Raw genomic sequence first — 12,749 nt, 5'->3', positions numbered from 1 at the left:
GGTGAGCTAGCATCGGATACCTTAAAATCTAATTTAAGATACAAAAAAAAGAGCAGAGAAACCAAGGTTATCTGCTCTTTTTCAGCCCAATTATTAAGAGGACTTTTTCAGTGCCCTCGATTTTCTGGGGCATTTTTGTTGATATGTAATTTTAATAACCTGGGTTTTGAACTAAGTTTTTGTTTGCGTCAATTTCCCTTTGTGGAATCGGGAAAACTAAGCTGGTAGAGTTCCAGGGTATGTTTCCAATATTGGTTTGTGTTCTTTTAGCGTCGTGTAATGAAAATCCTTCAAAAGCAAATTCAAGTTTTCTTTCATTAAGGATATCTGCTAAAGTAGCAGTAGTTGTGGTTAAGCCAGCCCTATCTCTAACTGTTGTTAGATCTTGTAGTGGTGTTATGCCGCCAATTGGCGCTGCAGGTGCTAAGCGTGCATTAGATTCTGCCCTGATTAAATACATTTCTGCCAACCTAATAACCGGTACATTCCCGAATTGATTGCCGAATTTTGCAGTAAACATGTCGTCATCGTCATAAAAAGCATTAATCCTGTCATCATCTGGAGCATAAGTCTCATCAATCCAATCTTGTGAAATTACGGCATCACCGCGGCCACCAAATGTAGATGAACCATAAAATTCATTAAAACCATTAAAACCAGTCAAAGTAGTTACCTGCACGGCAAAAACATCTTCAGTAGTATTGTCTCCGGGTTTTGCGGGTCTTCCACTTTCTGGCATTTTAGGGAAAGCACCCAGATAAGTATCTGTTAAATGATAATTTCCAGAAGTAATTACCCGGTTTGCAGCTGTTCCTGCTGCAGTATAATTACCCATTTGTAAATAAAGTCTCGCTAGCATTGCAGCTGCTGCAGATTTAGTTGCGAAAAAACCATTAGTGGCCGGAAGTTTAGCTTCTGCTTCTGTTAAATCTGTTATAGCCTGATTGTAAACGGCAGCTACAGTGGCCCTGCTTACATAATTCGCTTCGCTTATGAGGTTCGTTGGTGTTAACACAATTGGCACGCCCAAATTCGTGCTCGGAGAGCCATCATTGTAGGCTTTTGCAAATACCCTAACGAGTTCGAAATATGCCGACCCCCGGATAAATTTAGCTTCTCCCTCTACTCTGTTTTTTTTCGCAGGCTCTACTTTATCAAGGGCAGCAATTACATTATTGGCATCATTAATTGCGGTATATCCGGCTGCCCAAACATTATCTACAAATACATTTGTTTTTAAAAGCTGTTTATTGATGGCCTGGCTCAGTTCCTCATATGTTCCGCCCCATTCAATGGCATCAGTATTCGCTAAGAAATCGGTTATTAAGAACGAACGACCGCCAAAAAAATTGCGGCTACCGAGATCTGAGTAAGCACCAACTAATGCTCCTTCAACATCTTTTGATGTGAGTAAAGCATTCTTTTGCTCAATGGTATCAACAGGATTTATATCGAGTGCTTTCTTGCATGATGATAAAGCCATCAAAAACACGCAAGCAAATATGATATTATTTATATATGTCTTTTTCATTTTGATTTCTTTTTTAATTATAGGCCAATGTTAATACCTAATGAGATTACCCGTGGTTGTGGTGCTGAGTAAAAATCTACGCCTTGATTAATGTTTGTTGATTGATAATCTGCATTAACCTCAGGGTCCCATCCTTTGTAACCGGTTATGGTAAGCAGGTTTTGCGCCGTAGCATATAACCTTAATTTGCTTAACTTAATTTTGGTTAATACCGAAACTGGAAAAGTATAACCAAGCGTTAATGTTTTTAAGCGGACATAAGAACCATCAGATAAATATCTTGTTGAGTTGCCGATGCCATTACCAGCAAACAGACGGGGCTCCGGAACAGCTGTAATATCGCCTGGTTTATCCCAATAACTCATCTGATCTACAGTTTGGTTATCATAACCGTTTGATGCATTGGCGCTCATATACTGGCCGCCAGCATTGAAGATTTTATTGCCTTTTACGCCTTGAAAAAATATACCTAAATCAAAATTCTTGTATGAAAAAGTGTTGTTTAAGCCGAACGTATATTTTGGGTTTGGGTTGCCTGCAAAAATCCGTTGTGCATCATTAATGTTATTTGTTGTACTCCTGTCTACATTGCCGTCAACTACTGTGTTTTTGTAATAAATCGCATCACCATTAGCTGGGTTAACCCCTGCATATTCTGGTAAATAGAAAACGCCGATCGGTTGCCCTGAAATAGCCGCATTTATTTCATTGCTATTTAAAACCTGCCCTCCTAAATTTGTAATCTTATTATTGTTAATTGCTCCTGTTATTGCAGTTGACCATTTAAACGCGCCTACAAAATTTTCTGTATTAATACCCAATTCAAACCCAGTATTTTTTAGCGAGCCTAAATTTTGGGTTTTAGTAGAGAAGCCTGTTGTTTGCGGGATAGGCACATCTAACAACAAATCGGTGGTGTTTTTTTGGTAGAAATCAAAAATTCCTGTAATTCTATTCTTTAAAATACCAAAATCAAAGCCGATATCGAGTTGTTTCGTTTTTTCCCATGTTAAATCCGGGTTGGCTATCCGCGAAGGAGTCTGCCCAGGCAAACCACCATATGCCCCTGTTCCAGCGAATAAACCACGGGCAGAATAATTACCAATTTCGGCATTACCTGTTAAACCATAACTCACTCTAAATTTTAATAAACTGATGGTTTCACTTTGTTTTAAGAAATCTTCTTCAGATGCAATCCAGGCCACTGAACCTGCCGGGAAATATCCATATCTATTATTGGCCCCAAAACGTGATGAACCATCAGCCCTTACACTAAAGCCCACTAAATAACGGTCGTTGTATTTATAATTGGCCCTAAAGAAATAAGACAGAAAGCTAAAAGCACCTTCATTACTGGTTGCAATCACTTTAGTTGCAGCAGAACCTAATTTAATGTAAGAATCGCTTGGGAAATCCTGTCCTTCAATGGTGCTGTACTTGGTGGTTGATTTTTGATAACTTGTACCCAAAATAACATCAAAAGCACTTTTGCCGATAGTTGTATTATAACTGAAGAAATTATTGGTATTGGCATTAATTACAAAAGTTGAAATATTTTGCCCATACCCGTTTGATGTGCCTGTATTTCTAAAAGTTAATGAACCATAATAACTTTCTTCGTTTTGATTTAAGTTATCAATAGAAAAATCAGTGCTGAATTTTAATCCCTTAGCAATGTTTATATTTGCAAAAGCTTTGCCAATTGTTCGGTATACTGTTGCTTTATAAAAAGCATTATCGACACTAATGAATGGATTGTAATATACTGGATAATTTGAAGCGGCTCCAGGTAAAGTTCCGCTTATTAAGCCAGACCTTGGATCTATAAAAGGCGTGATAGGAGAGAGTGCTACAGATTGTAACGGACTTGAAAAGGCATTATCATTTGATAACCTGTTATTAATACTATTTGAAAAATTAAGGTTAATACCCACTTCTAAAAAATCAGTTACTTTATTGGTCAGGTTTAATCTGCCGCTGTAGCGTTTATAACTGTTGCCTATCACAATTCCTTGTTGATCTAAGGCTTGGCCACCGATATAAAATTTCGTTTTTTCATTTCCCCCTGTTAAATTAAGGTCGTATTGTTGCGTAACAGGTTTGTCCTGAAAAGAAGCAGCTTCCCAGTTAGAATTTACTTTATATGTTTGATAATCGTTGTTGCCAGCAGAATACCGGTTTAAACGCGCCTCTACACTTGCGCTATAATCATCTAACGCTTCTTGCAGGGTTGCATAATCTCCATTGAGAAAATCCTGATTCGCCTGGCCTTGCCCAGCTCTACGCTCTATTTGAACGTATTGTTCTGCGTTTAAAAAATCCCTATGGTTAGAAGGGGAGCTTATTCCGCCCAGTGCATTAAACTGGATAAGTGTTTTGCCTGCCTTACCCTGTTTGGTTGTGATCAATACCACGCCGTTTGAAGCTCTTGCGCCATAAATTGCCGATGCCGATGCATCCTTTAATACTTCTATAGATTCGATGTCATTGGTGTTTATATCTGCCAAAGCACTCGTAGGCGCAGTAGTACTCGAAAAATCCCCCGAGGTAATTGGTATACCATCAACAATGTAAAGTGGCTCGCTACCTGCAGTTACTGATGCAGCGCCCCTTACCCTAACGGTTATACCTTGTCCTAATTTTCCATTTTGAGCTGCAATCTGAACACCTGCTGCTTTTCCTTGTAAAGCCTGTTCAAAACTCGTAACCGGTAAATTTTCAAGGTCTTTAGATTTAACTGAGGCTACAGATCCTGTCACATCCCGTTTATTCTGCGTACCATAACCCACCACCACCACATCCGATAGTGTATTGTTTTCCTCGTCAAGATTTACGTTAATCGTTTGCCCTGTAATAGGCACTTCTTTGGTTTTGTAACCGATAAAGCTAAAAACAAGTGTTTTGGCATCATCCGGAACGGTTAATTTAAAAGCTCCCGAGGCATCACTCTGTGTGCCGTTAGCTGGTGAGCCCTTTACAAATACGCTAACGCCCGGAATTGGTCCGGAGGCTGACGTAACTTTCCCGGTAATTGCTTTGCCTTGTGCGAAAGCAAATGAAATTACACCGAGATACAAAAGCATACTTAAGAGTAGTTTTTTCATCAAATAGGTAGTTTAGTTAGTACTGTTTAAATGTTTGTTTAAATGATTTTTTAATATACCTAAAAATATCTGTAAAACCTTGTGGAGTAAAGTAAAATCAGGGCGTTATTTGGTTTTTTGAGCTTAAATCAAAACAAAAAACAGTAAAAAATGTTGATAGATATGAAAAAGCATATTATTTACCACAAAAAAACACGAGCATGGATAAGTTAGAATTAAAAGGGAAGTGGAATGAAATAAAAGGAAAGGTTAAACAAGCTTATGCCGATTTAACTGACGATGATTTAAAACATGAAGAGGGACAAGACGACGAATTGTTGGGGAAACTGCAACAAAAGACAGGAAAAGGAAGAGATGAGCTTGTAAAATGGATTAATTCATTATAACATCAATTCAATAGAAAAACAGGCGGCCAATTTTGGTCGCCTGTTTGCTTTAACACCATTTTTTATGGCTGATGTTGCACAACGGTTTATTCAAAACACAATACTTTACCCAAAAGATTTAGTACCGAGTACAGCGAGCCTGGAAATTGCATGCCTTTTAAATCGTGGTGTTTTTTACCTTTCAAAATAAAACGTGGCTTTTGGTGCGGGTAGCGGAACGGCGAGAGCAAAAACAAGGACTTATTTCTTTTCCGGTTTTAAGGAAAAACGGCATCGAAATTATCGAGATAGCGGAGGCAGATCCTGCTTTGGTAGATAATAATCCAAACGAAGCGGAGTACAATAAAAAGGCCCGGGCCGAGAGGTTCTGGACAAATGCCAAACAAGAGGGGATGACTAACGGCCAGGAACAGCATCTTCAGGGAAAACAGTTCTAATCTATTCCTTTTTAGGATTGGGTGAGTTATATTCTGGTCAGCATGTTGTTTTATTTTAGGTGAGGGATGAATAGCATTCGGACGGGATTTGTTTTCTTCTGATCTGGCCCCACTCAACAATTTTCTGTCCTGGTTGTTTGAAGAATATGGACATAGCCTTTGAAAACTATTACTCGGGTACCAGCGGGCTACTGTTACCGGTTCCTAATAAATTGCACTACCCGAAAGAATTCCAGGAGAAGAGCAGGCTGTGCTATTACGCCTCGCTGATGGATTCTATCGAGATCAATTCTTCCTTTTATAAGGTGCCACAGGTTTCCACGATGAAAAGGTGGGCGGCGGATGTGCCCGAAGAATTTCGTTTTACTTTTAAGCTTTTCAGGGAGATTACCCATAACAGGGACTTGGCCTTTGATCCAGAAGTCGTGTCCAGGTTCTTTTCGGTCATTTCGCATGTTGAGGAGAAAAAGGGTTGTATTTTGGTACAGTTCCCACCGAGCGTAAGGATTTCTCATTTTGCGCAGCTGCGCTTTCTGATGTCGGTGCTTAGAGATAATGATCCTTTTTTTGAATGGAAGATCGCTTTGGAATTTCGGCATGCTTCTTTATACATAGATGAGGTGTATGAGCTTTTGGAAGAGTTTGAGCTCGGTATGGTGGTCCACGATAAGTCGCCTGCCAGTTCTCCTTTGCGAGAAAGCCATCCTGATTTTATCTACCTCAGGTTCCATGGTCCGGGAGGAAATTATAGAGGAAGCTATTCTGACGACGTATTGTATGAATATGCAAGCTATGTGGCCGAGTGGCTTTCGGAGGGCAAAAAGGTGTTCGTATACTTCAATAATACCATGGGAGAGGCGCATGCCAACCTGAATATGCTGCGCCAGATCGTTAGGGATACCTATTAGTATTTGCTGGGCATTTGCCGGAAAAGCAGGCTTGGACTGCCTTTATAAGATCAAAAGGCGAACATGGATATTGCGCAGTTACATTAGGGTTTGTAGTGAGCATAAATATCTGTTCGAACTGAGCGTGTTTTCAATGCCTGGAGAATTTGAGTTGTTAAAAATCAGGGGCAGAAAATCGCTTGTGAACAGTAATGAGGACCTGTTCGGATTGATCTTATTGCTTTTTTGCTGGCTTGAGTTTAGTAGCGGTGTTTTTATTAAGCTTTTTAGGTGCACGAGTTGCACTTTTTGGCGATTTGCTTATAGGCTTTTTGGATGAGGTTTTCTTCTTCCGTGCATTTTTGATACGGTATTCAAGCAGGTACAGCCTGGTCTGCCATTTCTCGATGATGGTGTCGTCGCTTTTAGGAAGGCCTGTTGGTTCCAAAAGACCGAGTACATGGGCCAGTTCCCGGGTGCTGTCTGCCTTGGCCCGGTTTTCTTTCAGCCAATCTTGTTGTTTGGTTTCTTGAGATTTCTGGTATTCGGCTATGGCCAATTTGATGAGCTTAACCTCAGCTTCTTTTGATTTGGCTTTGCGCAAAAGTACCATCTGCCTGTTCCATGCGTGGGAATTAGCAGGATCTGTCATTGCGGATTTCTGGTAGAGTTTTAATGCGGCAGCATTATCGCCCGCTCTTTCCAGTTCGAGTGCAGCAGCAAACTGCTCCTTAGACCGTATCTGTTTTCTTCTTGACATGACTGATTTGGAACAATTAGCTCGGGCTATTGTTTGCTGAAGGGTAGTAGAGGTTATGACTACGCGATGACCTTTGCGCTATAGGAGTAATGGTAACTTTGGATTTAGCAATTAATGAAATGAAGAAAATCGGATTTTTATCGTTCGGGCATTGGTCGGAACATCCCTCATATCAGGCGCGTACTGCTAGTGATACTTTGCTGCAATCCATCGACCTTGCCGTTGCGGCCGAAGAAATCGGCCTTGACGGAGCGTACTTCAGGGTACACCACTTTGCAAGGCAATTGGCATCGCCCTTTCCGTTGCTTTCGGCGATTGGCGCAAAGACTTCTAAGATCGAAATCGGAACGGGCGTTATCGATATGCGCTATGAAAACCCTTTATATATGGTTGAGGATGCTGGTGCGGCCGACCTCATCTCTGGTGGCAGGTTACAACTGGGAATCAGCAGGGGTTCGCCCGAGCAGGTAATAGAAGGCTGGCGGTATTTCGGTTTTGCACCAAAGGATGGGGAGAATGATACTGATATGGGAAGGCAAAAGGCTTTGGAGTTTCTGGAAAGACTGAAAGGCGAAGGTTTTGCAAGGCCCAATCCAAATCCAATGTTTCCCAATCCTCCGGGACTGTTAAGGTTAGAACCATATTCCGAGGGACTACGAGAGCGCATCTGGTGGGGAGCCGCTTCCAATGCGACAGCTATTTGGGCGGCAGAGCACGGAATGTACCTGCAAAGCTCTACCTTGAAGTTTGATGAAAACGGTAAGCCGTTCCACATCCAGCAGGCCGAGCAGATCAGGCTGTACAAGGAAGCCTGGCGAAAAGCAGGGCATGATCGCGAGCCAAGGGTTTCTGTCAGCCGTTCAATATTTGCGCTGATGAACGATCAGGACAGGTATTATTTCGGGCAGCAGGGGAAAGGAGCAGATAGTTTTGGCTATATCGAACCAACCCAAAGGGCGGTTTTCGGTCGGGGATATGCCGCAGAACCCGATCAGCTAATAAAGGAACTGGCTGCCGACGAGGCGATACAGGAAGCGGATACCGTATTATTGACCATTCCAAATACCTTGGGCGTAGATTACAATATCCATGTGCTATCTGCCATTCTGGAGCACGTTGCACCGGGACTTGGGTGGAGATAGATTCGTATAATTTTTTTTAAATCGCACAAAACATATTGCCAGCAATGGCGTTTATATTCTGAGAGCGTTAATTTAGATGAGCGGGAAGAGCCTTTGGTTTTTCCCGCTTTCTTGTTTTTATTCCCTATCGTAATCTTTCACTTGAAAACGGAACGGTCAGTATGGTTAATGCCGCATTGATATATGAAAAGCAACATTACTTTTATTCTTTTAAGTAACAGGTTCTTTGGCAAGATCCGGATTATCCCTAACAGGCAGGTTCCTTTGCTTTTTTTTAAAAAGGGAATGCACATTAAAAACAATAACCGATACGAAAATGATGCCGTATGCCGCCATTTGTAATGGGGTAATGGGCTCATGAAATACCAAAACTGCTATAGCAAATCCAATAATTGGGTTAATGTTAAGCAACATACCCACTGTTGATGAGTTCAAGCCTTTTAAGGCATATAAATTCAAAAATAGTGGAATCACTGTAAAACCAACTGCTATAACTTCTATCAGTAACCAAAATTGCGTTGCTGTAGGTATCGGTCCGCTGTAGGTGGGATAAAAGGGCAGCAACATCAACGCAGAAAGTGAAATGTGAAAGGTGAGCAGGATGAACTTATCAAAGCCAACAGTTTTTCGCTGACTTACCAGGTAGGCGGCATACGTAAACCCAATAACAATGCCGTAAACCATATCCATCATATTGGCAAACGACAGCATCAGGCACCCAAGTATACTTAACCCAACGGCCGTCCATTGTACTTTATTGAGCTTCTCGTGCAAAAGCCAGCAGGCAAGCAATGTGGTAATAATGGGGCATACCAGATAGGCAAGGGAGGTAGCCTTAATGCTTACTTGGTTAAGCACGTAAATAAACGAGAACCAGTTGATATTTAAAAAAATACTTCCCCCTACATTCAGCAAAAGCATATTTCGTCTCTGCTTTAGGGGTAAGGCTTTAAAATTAGAAAAGGTTTTAACCAATTCGCCACGTTTAAACAGGGCGGTAATAAATAACATCAGTATCGCGCAGCTAAAAATGCGGTAGAATAAAATATCTACCGAAGAATATCCGCTCAAAGGTTTTAAAACTAAACTAAAAAAGCCCCAGGTCGCATAAGCGAATATAGCGGCCAGGTAATATTTTGCGATTTTCACAGGATGGTTACTATAATGTTGATCTAGCAAATATCATAAAATCTTAGGGTTTATTAAGCCACACAACATAAAACACTAAAGAGCCACTTATAAAGAAGTACATTGGGTTTTTAATCTAATTTAGTAAAAATCACTGACACGCCTTGCCGCTGCGGTTAGCAGATTCCAAATCCATCGTTTGGCTACCGACTTAAACAATAAGCCCCTAGGCAATGAACCAATGAACTAATTAACCAAACAAAAAAGCGATCCCCGTTTCCGGGAATCGCTGGTAATTTTGATATTAAAGCATCAGGTTTTTACCTTAAAACCCTCCGCCTTCCTACCCTCAACCTTATTAATATCCAAAAATCTGCTCCAGGCTTAATTTAGTTACCGGACCGAATTTTGCTAAATCGGCCATGTTGATTTTTTTCTCTGAGGCTACGATACAGTAACTGTAAGGTTTGCCAGAAAGATTGGTCTGGTGGAATGATTTTACATCATTAAAAGTTAATGGTTTTAAGTTGGCGTATTCATCAACTCTCGAGTCGTGATCGAAACCTAATTTTTTATCTGCCAAATAGCTATAAATGATTCCATCTTTGGTAATACGGCTGGTTTCTAAGCCATTTAATGAGTTGGTTTTTGATAATGCAAATGATTTATCAGACTCAGGTAAGGTGGTTAATAGCTCATTCATACCGGCCACGGCCTCATTCATTTTATCGGCCTGTGTACCTACATAAGCAATAATGGTATTTTCTTTTTCTTTGGTATTTGGAGAAGAATATACTGCAAAAGTAGAATAAGCCAAAGCTTTAGATTCGCGGATGGTTTGGAATACAACTGAGCCCATGCCGCCGCCAAAATAGTTGTTAAATAAGGCAATTTTTGCTGCATTGGCCGGGTCGTACAGTCCACCATTACGTACCCAACGGATTTCTGCCTGCACCATATCGTAATCGGCAAAGTAAACTTTGTTCGAATCGGTTTTGGTGTATACAAATTTCTTAATCGGCGCCGCATCAGTAAATTCTTTGGCCAATGGGTGTGCTTTTACAATATCAGCAGAAAATGCTGTTAAAGTTTTAGGGCCATAATAAGTAATGGTGTGTTTGTAATTGGTAAGGTTATGTAAGATATAGATCAAATCTGCCGATTTCATGTTTTTGATCTCATCATTGGTTAATCCATAATTGAAAGGATTATCGGCACCATACTGTGCATAACTCATTAAACCACCAAGAATTGATGATTTGTTTAATTTTGCGTTATCTCTCGATTTTAACAAACGGCCTTTTAAATCTTCCAAGGCTTTTTCGTTTGGTTTGCAATTTGCCAGTACATCTTCTACCAAGGCAATAGCTTTATCAAAGTTTTCTTGTAAACCGCTAATGGAAACTGTAGTTACATCGGTGCCTACGTTTATGCTATAGCTACAGGCAATGTTGTAAAATGCTTTACTAATGTCCTCTGCCGAATACTTATCAGTACTTAAGAATGCTAAATATTGAGCAGCATAAGGCAATAATTTATAGTTGTATGAGCCCATATCGAAACGGTAGCCCAAGCGGAAAATTCCGTTTTCGGTGTTTTGAACCGAAATTACATCAGCAATGCCTGCTTTACCGAAATTAAGATCTTTTGTATAATCTAAAAACTTAGGAGCAATGGGTTTTACCGGCGCAGCAATAATGTCTTTCGTAAATGGAGAAACCTCATTAACATTGGTTTTTACAGCGGTAATGGCTGGTTTTTCTACTTTAACGATACTTTTATCTTCGCCTTTATGTTTTAAGATAGAGACATAGTTGTTGACGAAAAATTTGTTGGCAAAATCTACAATTTCCTTTTTGGTTACTTTAGCCATTGCATCGGTTGATGCCAGGGTTTTATCCCACTCTTTACCACGGTTTTGGATAAAGGCATTCATCGCAAAATCTGCACGCACATCGTTATTATCGAAGCTTTGTAACTCCGCTAATTTGATGTTTGCAACAGTTGCTTTAATCAGGCTTTCGTCGAATTCGCCTTTTTTAAGCAGTTCTACCTGCTCTAGCAGTAATTTTTGCGCTTCTTCTAAACTTTGCCCGGCTTTAGGTGAGCCAGATAAAATGAAGATTCCATAATCTTTCATCGAGTTATAACCGGCGCTCGCCCTCAACATTTTTTGCTGTTTATTGATGTTGATATCCATTAAACCCGCTTTACCGTTGGCTAAAATGCTACCGATTAAATCTAACAATAAACTTTGGTGCGTATTTTGGGCAAAACCCCTGTAGGCGACATATAAATTTTCGGCACTTGGGCCATAAATATCAACCGTTTGAACCTGTGTTAATGGTTTTTCTGGTGCAGGGTTATAAAGCGCGAATGGTTTTGGAGCCATATAGGCAAAATCTTTGTCGATTTTTTTGATCAGCTCATCATAATTAATATCACCGCTCATAATTACCGCCATGTTATTTGGCACATAATACTTGTTGTAATATTTTCTGATTTCGACTAAGGATGGATTTTTTAAATGCTCGATGGTACCGATGGTGGTTTGTTGTCCGTAATTATGCGTCGGGAACAAAGCATACAGCATTTTCTCATACATTTTACGGCCATCGTTATCCATACCGATATTTTTTTCTTCGTAAACAGCTTCTAATTCTGTATGGAAGATACGGAAAACAGGCGCACGGAAACGTTCTGCCTGTACGGCCAAAAATTTATCAATGGCATTTGATGGAAGATCCTCTTCGTACACGGTTTCTTCTACCGCGGTGTGGGCGTTGGTAGAATTACTCCCGATCGATTTCATCATTTTATCGTATTCGTTTGCGATAGAATAATTAGAGGCTTCGCCCGAAGTTTTATCAATTTCCTTATAAATCTCTTTACGTTTAGCCGGATCGGTAGTTTTGTTGTACGTTTCGTAAAGTGCCTCGATCTTATCCAAAAGCGGTTTTTCTTTGGCATAATTTAAGGTTCCAAATTTATCCGTTCCTTTAAATAAAAGGTGTTCTAAATAATGCGCCAGGCCGGTATTGGTACGCGGATCGGTATTACTGCCCGCTCTTACCGCCATTTTATAGGTAATATTTGGCTCTTTATTGTTCTGAGATAAAATTACAGTTAAACCGTTTTTTAGCGTGTAAAAACGTGTTTTGGTCGGATCGTTGGTTACATACTTGTAGCTAAAGCCACCGGATGTTCCTGTTTTCCATTGATAGGTTGTTTGCGCCTTCGCTAAAGAACCTGTAATTAGAAAACAAGCCAAAGTAAATAGTTTGAATTTCATTGAATTGGTTTTGGTTTATGATAATGAGTGCGTACCTGTTGGTTTAAGCATGATCTCAAATACAGCCTTCATTTTTAATAAG

The 12,749-nt window shown here is 40.3% G+C and carries 9 protein-coding genes; 4 read left to right on the top strand and 5 right to left on the bottom strand.

Features of this window, described 5'->3' with window-relative positions; translation table 11 throughout:
• Positions 1–151: 151 nt before the first annotated feature.
• Positions 152–1,531 (bottom strand): RagB/SusD family nutrient uptake outer membrane protein, encoded by a 1,380-nt coding sequence (locus tag ACTJKN_RS19725; RefSeq protein ID WP_440827464.1) that lies wholly within the window; start codon positions 1,529–1,531, stop codon positions 152–154.
• A gap of 17 nt (positions 1,532–1,548) precedes the next feature.
• A complete protein-coding gene (locus tag ACTJKN_RS19720) occupies positions 1,549–4,635 on the bottom strand; it encodes a SusC/RagA family TonB-linked outer membrane protein (protein ID WP_440827463.1) in 3,087 nt (1,028 codons plus the stop codon).
• Positions 4,636–4,835: 200 nt separating this feature from the next.
• Here ACTJKN_RS19720 and ACTJKN_RS19715 point away from each other — a divergent pair, with 200 nt between their 5' ends.
• The 3 genes from ACTJKN_RS19715 (at position 4,836) to ACTJKN_RS19705 (ending at position 6,366) form a co-directional block, all read left to right on the top strand.
• Positions 4,836–5,021: a CsbD family protein gene (locus ACTJKN_RS19715; protein WP_029276197.1), complete on the top strand. Its 186-nt coding sequence runs from the start codon at positions 4,836–4,838 to the stop codon at positions 5,019–5,021.
• 164 nt (positions 5,022–5,185) lie between these two features.
• The gene (locus ACTJKN_RS19710) at positions 5,186–5,458 is read left to right on the top strand and encodes a hypothetical protein (protein WP_440827461.1); all 273 of its coding nucleotides are present in this window, start codon (positions 5,186–5,188) and stop codon (positions 5,456–5,458) included.
• 146 nt (positions 5,459–5,604) lie between these two features.
• Positions 5,605–6,366 carry a DUF72 domain-containing protein gene (locus tag ACTJKN_RS19705; RefSeq protein ID WP_440827460.1) on the top strand — a complete coding sequence of 254 codons (762 nt, stop codon included), beginning with the start codon at positions 5,605–5,607 and terminating at the stop codon, positions 6,364–6,366.
• A gap of 214 nt (positions 6,367–6,580) precedes the next feature.
• Here the strand turns inward: ACTJKN_RS19705 and ACTJKN_RS19700 are convergent, their stop codons facing one another.
• Positions 6,581–7,105, bottom strand: coding sequence for a hypothetical protein (locus ACTJKN_RS19700; RefSeq protein WP_440827458.1), 525 nt, complete (start codon positions 7,103–7,105; stop codon positions 6,581–6,583).
• A gap of 119 nt (positions 7,106–7,224) precedes the next feature.
• Here ACTJKN_RS19700 and ACTJKN_RS19695 point away from each other — a divergent pair, with 119 nt between their 5' ends.
• A complete protein-coding gene (locus ACTJKN_RS19695; protein ID WP_440827456.1) occupies positions 7,225–8,247 on the top strand; it encodes an LLM class flavin-dependent oxidoreductase in 1,023 nt (340 codons plus the stop codon).
• Positions 8,248–8,457: 210 nt separating this feature from the next.
• Here the strand turns inward: ACTJKN_RS19695 and ACTJKN_RS19690 are convergent, their stop codons facing one another.
• Entirely contained in the window at positions 8,458–9,396 is a 939-nt protein-coding gene (locus tag ACTJKN_RS19690; RefSeq protein ID WP_440827454.1) for an EamA family transporter, read from the bottom strand.
• Between the two features lie 337 nt (positions 9,397–9,733).
• Positions 9,734–12,667 carry a M16 family metallopeptidase gene (locus tag ACTJKN_RS19685; protein WP_440827452.1) on the bottom strand — a complete coding sequence of 978 codons (2,934 nt, stop codon included), beginning with the start codon at positions 12,665–12,667 and terminating at the stop codon, positions 9,734–9,736.
• Between the last annotated feature and the right edge of the window lie 82 nt (positions 12,668–12,749).

The sequence above is a fragment of the Pedobacter sp. 22163 genome, assembly GCF_052045595.1.
GTDB lineage: Bacteria > Bacteroidota > Bacteroidia > Sphingobacteriales > Sphingobacteriaceae > Pedobacter.
This window is presented reverse-complemented; position numbering and strand designations above follow the sequence as displayed.